Origin of the sequence: Janthinobacterium sp. FT14W (genome assembly GCF_009208755.1) — a bacterium.
Classification (GTDB): Bacteria; Pseudomonadota; Gammaproteobacteria; order Burkholderiales; family Burkholderiaceae_D; genus Janthinobacterium; species Janthinobacterium violaceinigrum.
In genome coordinates, this window is record NZ_WFLL01000018.1 from 67,942 (window position 1) to 83,545 (window position 15,604).

Below are 15,604 nucleotides of genomic sequence, written 5' to 3' on the forward strand. Positions count from 1 at the left end.
CCCAAGCGCGACCGACCAGAGCCTGGCCCAAGCCGGCCGGCCGCTGTCCCGGTCCCGGCCTTCCCGGCCTCTGTCGCTGCCGCGCCTGGCCCGCTCAGGCCAGCGCCAGGGTCAGCGGCCGGCGGCGTCCCTGCACCACGGCCGAGGGCCACGCCGGGTCGTGCGTCAGGTTGTGCAATTGGTTGCCGTCGAGCAGAAACGTGTCTTCCACCGTACTGCCGGGCAAGCTGGGATGGAAGGCCAGCGCCATGCCCCGCTTGAGGAGGATTTCCGTGTGCGCGCCGGCCGCCACTTCGGGCGCCAGGTAGCCATGGATACCGCCTTGCCGGCTGGTGCGCACCGTGTCGGGCTGGCCCGCATACGCGTAAGCGCTGTCGAGCGCGTGATACACCATGCTCAGCGCATGGCCCGTTTCGCAGGCGTCGAGCGCCACCGCTTCCAGCGCCAGCATGGCGGCATCGGCATCGTCCATGGCCACGGCCCCGCCATCGGCGCGGCGCGGCGCCGGCCCGAAGCGCCGTTGACGACTGAGGCTGGCGCACAGGCCGAAACGCCGCGCGCACAGGGCCAGCACGGCTTGCGTGCCCAGCAGCACCTGGGCAGGCGGTGCGCGCCGGTAACGGTGCTGGCGATCCTCGCCGCTGACCAGCACGTGCACGGCCTGCAAGCCCCGCAGCCACAGCGCGCGCACGCAGGCGGCAGCCAGTTCCTGCTCGCTCCAGTCGGGACGGGCCTGGCGCAGCGCATCCGCGGCCGCACCGGCAGCCAGTTGCCCCACCTGCCGGTAACGCAGTTGTTCCGATTCCAGCAGCACCAGCCGCTCCTCGCGCAAGGCCACGGGCAGGCTGCGTTCATGCAAGCCGGGCCGGTCGGACAGCACGGGCGCGCCGCCGGCCGCATGCTGCACGAAATGCTCGCGCAGCTCATACAGCTGCGGCTGCATCCAGGGCGACACTTGCCATGTCCACGGTCCGCGCACCTCTTCCTCGCGCATGCGCATGGCTTCCGCTTCGTCCGTCAGGATGTAGGCGGCGCCGCGCGTCACCAGCACTTCCGCGCAGCCGCACTCGGCCGTCTGGTTATGGCTGTTCGACGCGCCTGCCGTGGCCCACGCAAACCAGTCCACGCCGCGCAAACGCACGGCGCCGGCATGCTGGTCTTCCAGCCAGCCCCGCATCTGCGCCAGCTTGTGCGCCACTTCCAGTTCCAGCGGCCAGTTCATGGCCGCTCCCCGCCGCGCACCGGACACGCACATGTCACCGGCCCGCAGGCTGCCTGCCAGGCTCCTTGCTTGCTATGCATAACTGCCCTCCCATCCATGGAGACATATGACAGGTACACACGAAAAAAGTTCGGCACCCGGACTAGTCCCAGGCTTGCAGTCTATGACTTCCTTCTATTTTTTCAAGCGGCTATTTCGCCAGCTCGATCAGGACGGCCGTGTACATCTGCAAGTTCAGCAGCAGCTGCTTTTCCGTGATGAACTCGTGCTCCGAATGCCCCGTGTACACCGTGTGCGGCATGGCCGGGCCGAAGCTGACGGCGTTCGGGAACAGCCGCGAATTGGTGCCGCCGCCGATGGCAACGGGCTGCGGATTCGCCATGCCCGTGTAATGTTCGAAGACGGACAGCAGGGTGGGAATCTGCGGCGCCGCCGTCTGCAGCCACGGCTCGCCGATCTGCACCTGCAGCGCGGCAGGCACCTGGCGCCGCGCCTTCCAGCCCTCGAAGGCGGCCGTCACCTGCTGGCGCAGCACGTCGGCTGCCTTGCCTTGCGGACGGCGCAGGTTGATGTTCAGTTCCAGCTCCCCGCCTTGTTGCCTGAGCACGGTGGGCGCCACCGTCATCGCTCCCATGAAGCCGTCGCGGTAGGCGATCTGGCCGAAGCGCTCGCCATAGATGCCCGTGCCCACCAGTTCATTCAGGAACGACAACATATCGGCCGCCTGCGTGCCCAGCCAGGGCTGCACGGCCAGCGCGTCGGCCAGCATGCTGATGGCGTTGACGCCGTCTTCCGGCTTCGACGAGTGGGCCGACACGCCCAGCGCCGTTACCGTCAAGGTATCGCCAGCGCGCGCGTAGCTGTAGCGCATGCCCTGTTGCGCCTGCGCACGGGCGCGGATGCCCGCCTCCAGCGCTGCCGGCGCGCGTTCGATGACGGCCGTCGCATCTTCCGGTATCTGGCTGCCGAAAAAACCGCCCGTCAGCTTCGCCAGCACGGGGCCGCCGGCGGCCGGCAAGGCCGTGCGCGGCGGCAAGGTCAGCTTGATGGAACCATAGCCCTTCTCGGCCGTCACCACCGGGTATTCCGCATCGATGGTGATGTTGACCTGCGGCGGCGTGTGGGTCTGGAGGAATTGTTTCAGCGGTTCCCAATCCGATTCCTCGGCCATGTAGACGTACAGCTCGATGCGCTTGCTCAGCGCTAGCTGTTTGTCCTGGATGGCTTTCATCGCATACAGGGCCGTGGCAATCGGTCCCTTGTCGTCTTCCGTGCCACGCCCCAGCAACTTGCCCGGCTCGCTGCTGCGGTCCAGTTCGAACGGCGAACGGGCCCACTTGGCGGGATTGACGGGCTGCACGTCGCCGTGCGTGATCACGCCCACCCGCTCGCTGCCCTTGCCCATGCCGATGATCACCACGTGGCCATGGTCGTGGAAATCGAAACCCAGGCGCTGCGCCTCGGCCGCCAGGTAGCGCTTGAAACCCGTATGCTGGGGATTGTCGGCAAACGGCACGGCCGGATCGGCCACCGTGTTATAGCTGATCATCTTCGCCAGGCTGGCGATCAGCGGTTCGGGATAGGTGGCCAGCGCGTAGCGGGCCGTCTCCTGCGCCTGCAGGCTGACGGGCGCAGCGTAAACGGAGGGTTGCAGCAGCAAGCCGATCAGGGACAGCAAAACAGGTTTCTTGAACATGGCGGGGCGCATAAAGGAGGGAGGCCCACTCTAGCACCGCCCGCACCGATTTCCAATCGATACGAGTTTTTTACCGATCAGTACGCAAATTCCCGATTCGCATTATCATGTGCGCAGCCTGTCTTCCCCGCCACGCTGCCAAGGGTGACCCTGCCTGCGTCAGGGGATAGACAAATCGTCCATTGTGATTTTCCACCACGTCCCGATATCGCTACCATGATTCCATTTTCCATACTCGACCTGGCGCCCATCGCCGAAGGCAGCGACGCCAGCCAGTCGTTCAAGAATACGCTCGACCTGGCGCAGCACGGCGAACGCTGGGGCTACAACCGCTACTGGCTGGCCGAACACCACGGCATGCCCGGCATCGCCAGCGCCGCCACGGCCGTCGTCATCGCCCATGTGGCGGCGGGCACGAAAACCATCCGCGTGGGCGCGGGCGGCGTGATGCTGCCCAACCACTCGCCGCTGCTCATTGCGGAACAGTTCGGCACCCTGGAAGCGCTGCACCCGGGCCGCATCGACCTGGGCCTGGGCCGCGCGCCCGGCTCCGACCAGACGACGGCACGCGCGCTGCGCCGCGACCTGCAATCGGATGCGGAACAGTTTCCGCAAGACGTGCTGGAATTGATCGATTACATGTCCGACGAGCCGCGCCAGCGCGTGCTGGCCGTGCCTGGCAAGGGCGCGAAAGTGCCCGTGTGGATACTGGGGTCGAGCCTGTTCGGCGCCCAGCTGGCCGCCCACCTGGGCTTGCCGTATGCATTCGCCTCGCACTTCGCGCCGCAAATGATGCTGCAGGCCGTGGCCTATTACCGCGAACATTTCAAGCCGTCGAAGCAGCTGGCCAAGCCGTACGTGATGCTGGGCTTTAACGTGTTTGCCGCCGACACGGATGCCGAAGCGCATCTGCGCGCCACGTCGATGCAGCAGGCATTCGTCAACCTGCGCACGGGCCGCCCGTCGCGCTTGCAGCCGCCCGTGCCCGGCTACCTGGAACAGCTGGGCCCGCAGGAACGCGCCATGCTCGATTCCGTGCTGTCCTGCACGGCCATCGGCGCGCCAGAAACCGTCAAGGCCAGGATGGCCGCCTTCATCGCCGAAACGGGCGCCGACGAGCTGATGATCACCTCGCAGATCTTCGAGCACCAGCACCGGCTGCGCTCGTATGAAATCACGGCGCAGGTGCATGCGGAGCTGGCGCAGCAACGGTAAGAGATCCTTTTCTTCCTCCTCGGTATATCCCCATATACCCTTTTCCCGGCCGTCGGCAACGATCGCCGGGATTTTTTTGGCCGCCGTTTTTGCCTGCTGGTTTGCCTGCTGGTTTGCCTGCTGGTTTGCCTGCAGTTTTGTCTCCCCCCTGCCGCAAAATCGGCCCTGCCCGGCAGGAAATGTGCAGCCCCGCTATCATGCTCATCCAAAAGCATTATTCCAAGAAAGCTGTACCGCATGAAATCTGCAAGCTCTTCCGTCGATGCCAGCACCCTGCTGAGCTCCACGCGCATCCTGTTGTTCGCCCTGTCCGCCGGCGTGCTCGTCGCCAGCCTCTACTACGTGCAACCGCTCACGTCCATGCTGGCCGCGTCGTTTGGCGTCAGCGTGCCGCAAGCGGGCTACCTGGTCACGGCCACGCAGATCGGCTATGTGCTGGGCATCGTCTTCCTCGTGCCGCTCAGCGACGTGCTGAACCGCCGCCAGTTGCTGACGTGGATGCTGATCGCCAAGATCGCCGCCCTGCTGCTGGCCGCCACCAGCCAGAATATTATCGTCTTTGCCATCGCCAGCGTCTTGATGGGGATCACGTCCAGCGCATTGATGGTGGTCACGGCCATGGTGGCTTCGTATGCGCCCGATCACAGCCGGGGCCGCATGGTGGGCACCGTCATGACGGGCTTGTTACTGGGCATCTTGCTGGCGCGTACCGTGTCCGGCACCGTGTCGCAGATCAGCGGCGGCTGGCGCACCGTCTACGTGCTGGCCGCCATCGTCGTGGCCGCCCTGCTGCTCATGCTGCGCCGCATCCTGCCCAATGAAGCGCCACGCGGCACGCTGCACTACGGCAAGCTGATGGCCTCGCTGGCCGACATCATCCGCCAGGAACCGCTGCTGCGCCAGCGCGCACTGTTCTCGGGCCTGGGCCTGGGTACCTTCAGCGTGTTCTGGACGGGGCTGACCTTCCTGCTCAGCGGCGCGCCGTATCACTATTCGGAAATGCAGATCGGCCTGTTCGGCCTGGCGGGCGCCACGGGCGCCTTTGCCGCGAATACGGCGGGCCGCATGGCCGACCGCGGCTATGCGCGCCAGGCCACCTGGCTGCTGGCCGTCGCCTCGATCGCGGGCTGGGCCCTGATCGGCTTTGGCGCCCATTCGCTGGTGTTATTGCTGATCGGTATCGTGCTGCTGGACATGGGCGTGATGGGCCTGCAAGTGACGCACCAGTCCATCATCTATAAGCTGGCGCCGCACGCGCGGGCGCGCGTGACGACCGTCTTCATCGCGGGCGGCTTCATCGGCGCCTCGGCAGGCTCGGCACTGGCCAGCGCCAGCTATGCGGCCGGCGGCTGGCCCGCCCTGTGCATGGTGGGCGGCGCCATGCCGCTGTTGCTGCTACTGGTGTGGAGCAAATACCGCCACACGCAGCGCCGGCTGGAACGGGCCGCCCAGGCATCTATCACGTAGATCGAATTGGCGGCGGCATGCCGCGTCATCCGACACTGCTGCGCCAACCATGTTGTCGGATTCCGCTCTTCGAGCGAATCCGACCTGCGATCCGAAAAAAAACCGCTCGGCCGAGCGGTTTTTTTACGTCCTTACTGCGCTGGCGCGCGCGCTTTGCCGAACGCGTCGCCCGCCTTCCAGGCCGGCATTTTCGCGGCATTGGCCACGGCCTGCCCCAGGTTCAGCGTGAATTGCGCCTGCTGCGTCATGCCGGACAAGTCCCAGCTGGCATCGTACTCGTCGGTGACCTGATGGTAGCGGGGACCGTAGGCGGCCGCCTTGGCTTTCGACGCTTCCACGTCCTTGATGTACTCGCGTCCCCCATTGATGGAAAACGCGGGCACGCCTGCCTTGGCAAAGCTGAAATGATCGCTGCGGAAGTAGCCGCCCGCCAGGTCGGGACGCGCTTGCGCGATATGCATGCCCATGGCTTTCGCCACCTTGGCCGCCATGGCGCCCAGGTCCGTGCGCTCGCTGCCTTGCGCGCCGATGTCATGCGTGGCACCCACGAAGTTCAGGCTGTCCAGGTTCAGGGCGGCAGCCGTCTTGTTCAAGGGCCACAAGGGATCGGCCGCGTAGGCGGCGCTGCCCAGCAGACCCTGTTCTTCGGCCGCCACCCACAGGAAGATCTGCGTGCGCTTGGCCGGCTTTTTCACGGCTTCCTGCGCCATGGCCAGCAAGCCGGCCGTGCCCGACGCATTGTCGACGGCGCCGTTGTAGATCGTATCCCCGCTGTCTCCCTGCTTGCCCAGGTGATCCCAGTGGCCGCTGTAGATGACGGCTTCATCCTTGAGTTTCGGATCGGTGCCCGGCACCATGCCGGCGATATTGAACTGTTCCACCTTGCGCACGACGGATTTCATTTCGCCGCTCAAGCTGGCATTCAATGCGACGGCCTTGAAATCCTTGCTTTCCGCCTGCGCGCGCAAGGCGTCCAGATCCTGTCCACCGGCCGCAAACAGGCGGCGCGCCGCGTCTTCCGCGATCCAGCCTTGCAGCGGCGTGCCGGCCGTGCGGTCCGCCAGCTGGAAGCGCTCGCTGCCGCTCCAGCTGTTCTGCACCACGCTCCAGTCGTACGAGGCCGACGCTTTCGTGTGGATCAGCAATACGCCAGCGGCGCCCTGGCGCTTGGCTTCCTCGAATTTATACGTCCAGCGACCGTAATAGGTCAGCGCCTTGCCGGCGAAACGGTTCGGTTCAAGCGCGGTCGGCTGCGGGTCGTTGACCATCATGACGACGATCTTGTTTTTGACATCGGCGCCCTTGAAATCGTTCCAGCCCTCTTCCGGCGCCGTGATGCCGTAGCCGACGAAGACGAGCGGCGCGTCGAACGTGTGCGCGGCCACGGAGTCGCCCGTGGCCCACACCCAGTCCGGGCCGAATGCCAGCGGCACGGCCTTGCCGCCCGCCACGGCCTGCAGGCTGCTCTCGGCTGGCAGCGACTTCACGCCGGCAATTTGCACGCTCTGGCGGTAGCTGTTGCCACGCACGGGTTGCAGTCCGGCCATCTGCGCCTGCGTTTCCAGGTAGGCCACCGTCAGGTCGGCGCCCCGCTGTCCCGTGCCGCGGCCTTCCAGTAAATCGTTCGACAGGAAGGCCAGGTGGGCGCGCAGCGGCGCTTCCTGCACGATGGGCAAGCCATGCGCGGCAGGCGCGGCGGCGTGCGCAGAAAACGCCAGCGCCAGGCTGGAAGCGAGCGCCGTGAAGGCCAGGGAAGAAAACAGCTTCTGCATAAGATCCTTTTGATAAGAGGAGGAGGCGGTCCGGCGGATAGCCGGGCCGGCGATTGTATGCCATGGGGCAAGCACGTCAAAATGCGGACGAAAAAAATCCCCGCGGCAAGGGCGGGGATGGGCGATGGCAGCGGCGTCAGACCAGCAAGGCGGCCGCCAGCGATTCGATTTCCTCGGCCGATTCATCGAGGATGGTGTGCAGGGTGCTGCCGCCGATGCCGAAGTCGATCTTCGCGGCCGCCTGGCGCCGCGCGGCGCTTTCCGGCGGATGCAGGGGCGAGCCGACGGGCGACAGATCGTTGGCCAGCACCAGGGTCGCGCCCAGGGTACGGGGCGGGAACGGACTGCCGCCATGCCACATGCCTTCCACGGCCTGCAAGACCATGTCCGGCACCTGCAGCTGGCGCAGCACGCCGCGGCCGATCAGTTTTTCGCCGTATTCGATCCAGTCTTCCGTATTATCGTCCAGCAAGCCCGGATATTCCTCGGCGCGCGACAGCAGATAGAAGCCGCCCACTTCGTGCACGATGGCGGCGAACATGGCCGTTTCCACGTCCACATGCGTGACTTTCCTGGCGATCACCTGGCTCAGCGCGGCCACGTGGGCCGTGTGTTCCCACAGCTTGGCCGCCTTGGCGCGCAATTGCGGGTCCGTGATCTGGCTGCCCAGCTGGCGCACGATGACGGACGCCACCATCGACTTCAGCGTGGCAAAGCCCAGGCGCGAAACGGCCGCGCGCACATTGGCGATTTCATTGCCGGAACGGTTGTAGGCGGCCGAGTTGGCCAATGCCACGACCCGCGCCGACAGCAGCGGCTCGGCCATGACCATGCGGGCGGCCGCTTCGATATGGCAATCGGGGTCGTCCAGCGCTTCCTGCAGCTTCAAGGTGGCCTTGACGTTGGCGGGGAACGTCAGTTCACCCTTGCTCGCTTGCAGCGCGATAATCTTGAATACTTCCAATCTATCCATGGGTCAATCTCCGGTACGGGCCTGTTCAGGCTCTGCTGTGTGGATGGGCCGGAATACACTCCCGGCCCGGCTCCCGTTTCCGGCAATATTACAGCAAGTTTATACTCAAACCTATTACTTTCCGGAAACTTTTCCTGCCACGCCTTCGACAAAATAATCCATCTTCGTCAGCGCTGCATCATCCAGCACGCCTTTGTCCAGGCGCACTTTGCCGTCGTTATCCTTGATCGGCGCGCTGAAAGGATTGAGTTTTCCAGCAACTAAGTCTTTCTCGCGCGCCAATACAAACTGTTTCACGTCGGCGGGCACGGCAGCGTTGATGCCTTCCAGCTTGACCATGCCATCCTTGATGCCGCCCCAGGTGCTGCTGGACTTCCACGTACCGTCCAGCACGGCTTGCGCCTGCTTCGTATAGTAGTCGCCCCAATGGTGGGTGACGGCGGCCAGCTGCGCCTTCGGCCCGTACTTTTTCATGTCCGAATGGTAGGCGATCGCATACTTGCCCTTCTCTTCCGCCGCCTGCACCACGGCGGTCGAGTCCGTGTGGTGGGTGACCACGTCGGCGCCCTGGCCGATCAGGGTGATGGCCGCGTCGCGCTCCTTGCCCGGGTCGAACCAGCTATTGACCCACACCACTTTCACTTCCGCCTTGGGGTCCACGCTGCGCATGCCGCGCGTGAAGGCGTTCACTCCCTGCAACACTTCCGGAATCGGGAACGCCGCCACGTAGCCGGCCACATGGGTCTTGCTCATCTTGCCTGCCAACACGCCGGCCAGGTAGCGGCCTTCATAGAAACGGGCGTTGGTATTGGCCACGTTGGGTGCCGTCTTGTAGCCGGTCAGGTGGATGAACTTCACATTAGGAAATTGCTTCGCCACTTTCAAGGTGGGATTCATATAGCCGAACGAAGTCGTGATGACCAGCTTGCTGCCCGTTTGCGCCAGGTCGCGGATCACCCTTTCCGCATCGGCGCTCTCCGGCACGTTTTCCACATACTTGGTGGTGATCTTGCTGCCCAGCGCCTTTTCCATTTCCTTGCGGGCCAGGTCATGCTGGGTGGTCCAGCCCGCATCGCCGATGGGGCTGATGTAAACAAAACCGACATTCAGCGGCGCGGTGGCGGGCGCGGCGGCCATGGCGGGCACGGTGGACATCAGCGCGGCACCGCAGGCGGCGGCGCACAGGAATTTCTTGGACATGGTTTTCCTTGTGGTGAGTGATTAATTTCCCGGATTGAAATTTTTCCCCAACGAAGCGGGCATGTTGAGCTTGATGTAATTGGCATTGCTGGAAATGAGCACGAGCACGACGATGGCCGCCACGTACGGCAGCATCGACAGCAGCTGCGACGCGACGGGCACGCCCAGCGCCTGCGCGTGGAAGGTCAAGATCGTGATGCCGCCAAACAGATAGGCGCCGCCTACCACGCGCGCGGGGCGCCAGGTGGCAAACGTGGTCAGCGCCAGCGCGATCCAGCCCCGTCCCGCCACCATGCCCTCGACCCACAGCGGCGTGTAGACGAGCGACAAAAAGGCGCCGGCCAGGCCGCAGCAGGCGCCGCCGAACAGCACGGCCGCCAGGCGGATGCGGCGCACGGGGTAGCCCAGCGCATGCGCGGACGCAGGCGACTCGCCCACGGCGCGCAGCACCAGTCCCGCCCGCGTGCGGTACAAAAACCAGGCGATGGCCACGCACAGCAGCAGGGACAAATACACCATCGGATGCTGGCGGAACAGGGCCGGCCCCAGCACGGGTATGTCTTCCAGCAAGGGAATGCCGAAGCGGCCATTCTGCAGGCTGTTGCCCACATAGTTCAGGCCGATATACGTGGACGCGCCCGCGCCGAACAAGGATAAGGCCAGGCCCGTCGCATACTGGTTCGTCCCCAGCCACACGGTCAGCCAGGCAAAGAAACCCGACAGCAGCATGCTGGCGCCCGCCCCCGCGAGAAAGCCCAGGGTGGGGCTGCCCGTGTTGACGGCCACGGCAAAGCCCGTGATGGCGGAGACCAGCATCATGCCTTCCGCGCCCAGGTTGACCACGCCCGCCTTTTCATTGACGAGCAGGCCCAGCGCGGCCAGCATCAGCGGCGTGCCCGCATTGATGCTGGCGGCGACCAGCGGCGCGATCGTCAGGGCCAGGTTATCCATGTTTTCTCCAGCGCAGTTTGTATTGGATCAGCACATCGCAAGCGAGCAAGGCGAACAGCAAGATGCCCTGGAACACCCCCGTGATGGCACTGGGCAAGCCAAGGCGCGATTGCGCCAGTTCGCCGCCGATGTAGAACAGGGCCATGACGAAGCTGGAAAAAATCACGCCCACGGGATGCAGCCGCCCCACGAAGGCGACGATGATGGCCGCAAAGCCGTAGCCGGGCGAGACCGTGGGCGTCAGCTGCCCCATCGGTCCCAGCACTTCGCAGGCGCCCGCCAGGCCGGACAGGGCGCCGCAGATCAGCAGGGACGACCACAGGGTCTTGCGCGAGGAAAAGCCCGCATAGCGGGCGGCGGCCGGCGCCATGCCGCCCACGCGCAGGCGGAATCCCGCGATGCTGCGCGACAGATACAGCCAGCCGCCCAAGGAGGCCAGCAAGGCAAACACGATGCCCACATGCAAGCGCGTATCGCTGACGACCATGGGCAGCAGCAAGCCGTCAGACAGCAGTTTCGACTGGGGAAAATTAAATCCTTCCGGATCGCGCAGCACGCCATACACGAGATAGCTGAGCAGCAACTGGGCGATGTAGACGAGCATCAGCGAGACGAGGATTTCGCTGGCGTTGTAGCGGTCGCGCAGCCACGCCACGAGGCCCGCCCACGCCATGCCGCCCGCCATGCCGGCCAGCAAACACACGCCGATGATGGCCGCGCCGCCCACGCCGTCATCGAGGTACAGGGCAGCCGCGCCACCGCAGATGGCGCCCAGGGTCAGCTGCCCTTCCGCGCCGATGTTGTAGATGTTGGCGCGAAAGCAGATGGCCAGTCCCACGGCGATCAGCAGCAGCGGCGCCACCTTGAGGCCCAGCTCGGACCAGCCATGCGCGTCGCGCAGGGGTTCCACGAAGAACACGGCCAGGCCCGCCAGCGGATCGTGGCCCAGCGCCATAAACAGCAGCGCGCCGCACAGCACGGTCAGCAGCACGGCCAGCACGGGCGACAGCCACGACATCAGCCGCGAGGGCGCAGGACGGGCCTCCAGGCGCAAGGCAAACTTAGCCATGGGCAGCCTCCTGCGGCCACAGCCCGCTCATCCATTGTCCCACCAGGCTCACGCTGGCCTCGCCCACGGCGAGCGATGGCGAAATTTTTCCCTTCGCCATTACCAGCAGGCGGTCGCTGATGTCGAACAATTCATCGAGTTCCTCCGACACGACGAGCAGCGCGCAACCGGAGTCGCGCAGCGCCAGCAATTCGGCGCGGATTTGCGCGGCCGCGCCCACGTCCACGCCCCAGGTGGGCTGCGCCACCACCAGCACCGTGGGTTCGCGCATGACTTCGCGTCCGACTATGTATTTCTGCAAGTTGCCGCCCGACAGGCTACGCGCCAGCGCCTGCGGCCCGCCCGCCTTCACCTGGAAGCGCGCGATGATGGCGGCCGCCCGCTGCGCGATCGCGCCACGGCGCAGAAAGCCGTGGCGGATGGTGGCCGGTGTCTGCAAGCTGAGCAGGACGTTGTCGGCCAGCGCCATGTCGGGCACGGCGCCGCGCCCCAGGCGCTCTTCCGGCACGAAGCCGAAACCGAGGGCGCGGCGCCGGCCCGGCGGCAGGCGCCCCGCCGGCGTGCCGTTCAGCACGATGCTGGCGGAGGCCGCGCGCAGGTCTTCGCCAGACAGGGCGGCCAGCAATTCCTGCTGGCCATTGCCGGACACGCCCGCGATGCCGACGATTTCTCCCGCGCGCACGTCGAAACTGATATCGCGCAACTCGGTGGCGAACGGGTGGCTCTTCGGCAAATGCAAATTCCTGACGCTCAGCATGGCCGCACCGGGCGTGCGCGCCACGCGCGTGACGGCGGGCGGCTCGGCGCCGATCATCATGCGCGACAGGCTGGCCGCCGATTCCTGCGAGGGGTCGCACACGCCCGCATTCTTGCCGGCGCGCACCACCGTGCACGTGTGGCACAGGGCGCGGATCTCGTCGAGCTTGTGGCTGATGTACAGGATGCTGCACCCCTCCGCCGCCAGCTGGCGCAAGGTGGTAAACAGTTTTTCCACGGCGCCCGGCGTCAGCACGGAAGTCGGTTCATCGAGGATCAGCAGTTGCGGCCTGGCCAGCAGGGCGCGCACGATTTCCACGCGCTGGCATTCGCCCACGGAAAGCGTGTGCACGTGGCGCTGCGGTTCCAGGTCCAGGCCGTACTGGCGCGCCGTCGCCTCGATGCGCTGTGCCAGCTCCGCCATGTTGGTGCCGGCGGGCAAACCGAGGGCGATGTTTTCCGCCACAGTCAAGGTATCGAACAGGGAAAAATGCTGGAACACCATGGCGATACCGAGCGCCCGCGCGGCCGACGGGCTGGCGATTTCCACTTCGCGGCCATTCCACACGATGCGGCCGCCATCGGGCTGCACGGCGCCGTAGATGATTTTCATCAAGGTCGATTTGCCGGCGCCGTTTTCACCGAGCACGGCATGGATCTGTCCCGGCGCGACGCTCAGATGGATGCCGTCATTGGCCACCACGGCCGGATAGCGCTTGCTGATATCGAGTAATTCCAGGCGTGCCGTCATTGTTTTTTCATGCCTCGCTGCGGGGTCGCCGGCGTCGGGGCCGGTAAGAAAAATCAAGCTGCTGTCTCTATCGTATCGGCATCCGCGGCGCTTGGGGGGCAGGCGCGGCGGCGCGTATTTCTATTTCCTCAAAAAAACAACACCTGTATACAATTTTGAAAAAAATTATCAGCTTTACAGCAGCCGCCTTGCCCCGCAATGGCGAGAAGGTGCGATGATTATATGCAAGAACTGATAGTAAGTATGCAGATAAGACATATCGCCCGGGGCGGCGATTCTCGCATCATGGATTGAACGGCGCGCAATATGCCCCATCGCAGCGCTTCATGCGCGCTAATGAGCTAGCGGGCCAGCCCCCCGCGCCCTGCCATCACCAGTTCCCGTTTCTCAACACCGCCATCAGGAGCCGAAAGTGCCAAAAACCATACCGTGTCTGTTGCTCTGCCTCACCACCACCCTGGGCGTGGGCGCAACCGCCCAGGCTGCCGAATGGAGCGATACCGCGCTGAGCTGGCGCGCCGGCAATGATTACCGCGAGCCGTTCAATCCGGACGACATCAAGAAGAACATCTTCGCCATCACGCACGCCAGCGGCTACAAATACGGCAGCAACTTCGTCAACCTCGACTTCCTCATGTCCGACAGCAAGGACCCTGGCGCGCTCGGCAAGACGTCCGGCGCGCAAGAGGCATATCTCGTCTACCGCAACACCATCGACATCGGCAAGGTGCGCGGCAGCGACATCAAGTTCGGTCCCGTACGGGGCGTCGGCGTCACCCTGGGTTTCGACGTCAACACGAAAAATGACGTCGGCTACAACTCGCGCAAGCGCATGCTGGTGGCCGGCCCCACCCTGATGTGGGACGTGCCCGGCTTCTTCAACACCAGCCTGCTGTTGCTGCGCGAAAGCAATGCCCCCAGCGGCGCCTTCCCGCCCATCTCGCAAGTGACGGGCCGCTACACCTATAAAACGCACGCCATGCTGACGGGCGCCTGGGGCATCCCCCTGTCGCCGCTGTTCGCGTTCGAAGGTTTCTTCAACCTCATCGATTCAAAAGGCAACGATGAAGTGGGCCGCAAGACGGCAGTGGAAACGAATATCGACATGCAGGTGATGTTCGACGTGGGCGCAGCCCTGGGCAGCGCCAGGAACACCTTCCGCGTGGGCCTGGAATACCAGTACTGGAAGAACAAATTCGGCAACTCGCCCGCCACCACGGGCAATGTGGGCCAGACGGCAAAGACGCCGATGATACGCGCGGAGTACCATTTCTAAAATTCATTGTTACGCATCAACACCCACGGTCGCGCCTGATGCCAGCATGAAGCTTTCCTGCAGGCGGAGAGCGCGACCGTGGAACAACGGCCGGCGAGTCGCCCCGATACGGCTCGCCCTCGCCCGCCTGTCGCCGCCACGATCCAGCCACGCGCATCTCGCAAGACGGGATGACATTGCAGCTACATGGCGTCACTTGCCATTGCGCCTGATTTGACAGGCCTGCCTCCCTCCCCGATACTTGTTCCACCCTGTAGCCAACCCCAGGAGCGCATGCTGCCTCCGCAGCCGCTTTTGCCAGCACGAATGAACAGTTCTCCCCCCACCTCTCCCTACATCGGCCGCTTCGCCCCCTCCCCTTCCGGTCCCCTGCACATGGGTTCGCTCGTTGCTGCCATGGCCAGCTATCTCGATGCGAAGGTGCATCGGGGCACGTGGCTGTTGCGCATCGAGGATCTGGACTATGACCGCAATGTCGAGGGTGCCGATCTGGGCATCCTGGCCAGCCTGCAGCGCTGCGGCATGCACTGGGATGGCGAGGCGACGTGGCAAAGCAGGCGCTTGCCGCTGTACGAGGCGGCGTTGACACAGTTGCAGGACCATGGCCTCGTGTATGCGTGCGGCTGTTCGCGCAAGGAAATCCAGGATTCGGTGCTGCAGGCGGGCGGGCCCAAGGGTGGGGCCGCCGTGTATCCGGGCACTTGCCGCCATGGCCTGGCGCCGGGCAAGGCGGCGCGGGCCTTGCGGCTGTCCGTGCCGCAGGGCCCGCCAGCCGTGTATGGCTTTACGGACCGCTGGGCGGGTCCCCAGCAGCAAGACCTGGCTGGCGAGGTGGGCGACTTCATCGTGCTGCGCGGCGATGGCTACTGGGCCTACCAGCTGGCCGTCGTGGTCGACGATGGGGAGCAGGGCATCACGCACGTGGTGCGCGGGGCGGACCTGCTCGATTCCACGCCGCGCCAGCTGTATCTGCAAGATGTGCTGGGCTTGCCCCATCCCGGCTTTCTGCACGTACCTGTCGTCACCAACGGCAGCGGCGAGAAACTGTCGAAGCAGACAGGCGCCCTCGCCTTCGATACGGGAACCAGCGCCGCCGACCTGCTGGCATCGGCGCTGCTGCCCGCCGCCCGTTTCCTCGGTCTCGACGTACGCGCCGACAAGGTGGACGATTTCTGGCGGCAAGCGATTCCCGCCTGGGCGCAGCGGCTGGCGCGCCTGCCCGAGCAGGCATAAAAAAACCCGCCGCGGCGAACCGG

The 15,604-nt window shown here is 65.1% G+C and carries 12 protein-coding genes; 4 read left to right on the forward strand and 8 right to left on the reverse strand.

Features of this window, described 5'->3' with window-relative positions; all coding sequences use genetic code 11:
• Positions 1-94: 94 nt before the first annotated feature.
• Both GCN74_RS14170 and GCN74_RS14175 read right to left on the reverse strand, forming a co-directional pair.
• Complete coding sequence (locus GCN74_RS14170; RefSeq protein ID WP_152257267.1) at positions 95-1,222, reverse strand: M24 family metallopeptidase; 1,128 nt, start codon at positions 1,220-1,222, stop codon at positions 95-97.
• A 190-nt stretch (positions 1,223-1,412) separates the two neighbouring features.
• Entirely contained in the window at positions 1,413-2,918 is a 1,506-nt protein-coding gene (locus GCN74_RS14175) for a dipeptidase (protein WP_152257268.1), read from the reverse strand.
• A gap of 216 nt (positions 2,919-3,134) precedes the next feature.
• On the opposite strand from GCN74_RS14175, the gene GCN74_RS14180 reads away from it, so the two are divergent.
• The gene (locus GCN74_RS14180; RefSeq protein ID WP_152257269.1) at positions 3,135-4,133 is read left to right on the forward strand and encodes an LLM class flavin-dependent oxidoreductase; all 999 of its coding nucleotides are present in this window, start codon (positions 3,135-3,137) and stop codon (positions 4,131-4,133) included.
• A gap of 237 nt (positions 4,134-4,370) precedes the next feature.
• Complete coding sequence (locus tag GCN74_RS14185) at positions 4,371-5,600, forward strand: MFS transporter (RefSeq protein ID WP_152257270.1); 1,230 nt, start codon at positions 4,371-4,373, stop codon at positions 5,598-5,600.
• A 131-nt stretch (positions 5,601-5,731) separates the two neighbouring features.
• Here GCN74_RS14185 and GCN74_RS14190 read toward each other — a convergent pair whose 3' ends face one another.
• From GCN74_RS14190 to GCN74_RS14215, 6 genes are all read right to left on the reverse strand, one after another.
• Positions 5,732-7,372 (reverse strand): M28 family peptidase, encoded by a 1,641-nt coding sequence (locus GCN74_RS14190; RefSeq protein ID WP_152257271.1) that lies wholly within the window; start codon positions 7,370-7,372, stop codon positions 5,732-5,734.
• Between the two features lie 136 nt (positions 7,373-7,508).
• Entirely contained in the window at positions 7,509-8,345 is an 837-nt protein-coding gene (locus tag GCN74_RS14195) for an HDOD domain-containing protein (protein WP_077400451.1), read from the reverse strand.
• A 114-nt stretch (positions 8,346-8,459) separates the two neighbouring features.
• Entirely contained in the window at positions 8,460-9,545 is a 1,086-nt protein-coding gene (locus GCN74_RS14200; RefSeq protein ID WP_152257272.1) for a BMP family ABC transporter substrate-binding protein, read from the reverse strand.
• Positions 9,546-9,566: 21 nt separating this feature from the next.
• Positions 9,567-10,496: an ABC transporter permease gene (locus GCN74_RS14205; protein ID WP_152257273.1), complete on the reverse strand. Its 930-nt coding sequence runs from the start codon at positions 10,494-10,496 to the stop codon at positions 9,567-9,569.
• The gene (locus GCN74_RS14210) at positions 10,489-11,565 is read right to left on the reverse strand and encodes an ABC transporter permease (RefSeq protein WP_152257274.1); all 1,077 of its coding nucleotides are present in this window, start codon (positions 11,563-11,565) and stop codon (positions 10,489-10,491) included. The genes GCN74_RS14205 and GCN74_RS14210 overlap by 8 nt, the downstream gene beginning before the upstream one ends.
• A complete protein-coding gene (locus GCN74_RS14215) occupies positions 11,558-13,072 on the reverse strand; it encodes an ABC transporter ATP-binding protein (protein ID WP_152257275.1) in 1,515 nt (504 codons plus the stop codon). Before GCN74_RS14215 ends, GCN74_RS14210 begins: the two co-directional genes overlap by 8 nt.
• A 463-nt stretch (positions 13,073-13,535) precedes the next feature.
• Here GCN74_RS14215 and GCN74_RS14220 point away from each other — a divergent pair, with 463 nt between their 5' ends.
• A complete protein-coding gene (locus tag GCN74_RS14220) occupies positions 13,536-14,348 on the forward strand; it encodes an outer envelope protein (RefSeq protein WP_152257305.1) in 813 nt (270 codons plus the stop codon).
• A gap of 306 nt (positions 14,349-14,654) precedes the next feature.
• Positions 14,655-15,581: a tRNA glutamyl-Q(34) synthetase GluQRS gene (gene gluQRS / locus GCN74_RS14225; RefSeq protein ID WP_152257276.1), complete on the forward strand. Its 927-nt coding sequence runs from the start codon at positions 14,655-14,657 to the stop codon at positions 15,579-15,581.
• The last annotated feature ends 23 nt before the right edge of the window (positions 15,582-15,604 follow it).

What these genes read in the sequence shown, in the direction of transcription:
- GCN74_RS14200 (WP_152257272.1), bottom strand. Translation starts at nt 9,545, where the DNA reads ATGTCCAAGAAATTCCTGTGCGCCGCCGCCTGCGGTGCCGCGCTGATG.
- GCN74_RS14180 (WP_152257269.1), top strand. Translation starts at nt 3,135, where the DNA reads ATGATTCCATTTTCCATACTCGACCTGGCGCCCATCGCCGAAGGCAGC.
- GCN74_RS14205 (WP_152257273.1), bottom strand. Translation starts at nt 10,496, where the DNA reads ATGGATAACCTGGCCCTGACGATCGCGCCGCTGGTCGCCGCCAGCATC.
- GCN74_RS14190 (WP_152257271.1), bottom strand. Translation starts at nt 7,372, where the DNA reads ATGCAGAAGCTGTTTTCTTCCCTGGCCTTCACGGCGCTCGCTTCCAGC.
- GCN74_RS14175 (WP_152257268.1), bottom strand. Translation starts at nt 2,918, where the DNA reads ATGTTCAAGAAACCTGTTTTGCTGTCCCTGATCGGCTTGCTGCTGCAA.
- GCN74_RS14195 (WP_077400451.1), bottom strand. Translation starts at nt 8,345, where the DNA reads ATGGATAGATTGGAAGTATTCAAGATTATCGCGCTGCAAGCGAGCAAG.
- GCN74_RS14185 (WP_152257270.1), top strand. Translation starts at nt 4,371, where the DNA reads ATGAAATCTGCAAGCTCTTCCGTCGATGCCAGCACCCTGCTGAGCTCC.
- GCN74_RS14215 (WP_152257275.1), bottom strand. Translation starts at nt 13,072, where the DNA reads ATGACGGCACGCCTGGAATTACTCGATATCAGCAAGCGCTATCCGGCC.
- GCN74_RS14210 (WP_152257274.1), bottom strand. Translation starts at nt 11,565, where the DNA reads ATGGCTAAGTTTGCCTTGCGCCTGGAGGCCCGTCCTGCGCCCTCGCGG.
- GCN74_RS14170 (WP_152257267.1), bottom strand. Translation starts at nt 1,222, where the DNA reads ATGAACTGGCCGCTGGAACTGGAAGTGGCGCACAAGCTGGCGCAGATG.
- gluQRS (WP_152257276.1), top strand. Translation starts at nt 14,655, where the DNA reads ATGAACAGTTCTCCCCCCACCTCTCCCTACATCGGCCGCTTCGCCCCC.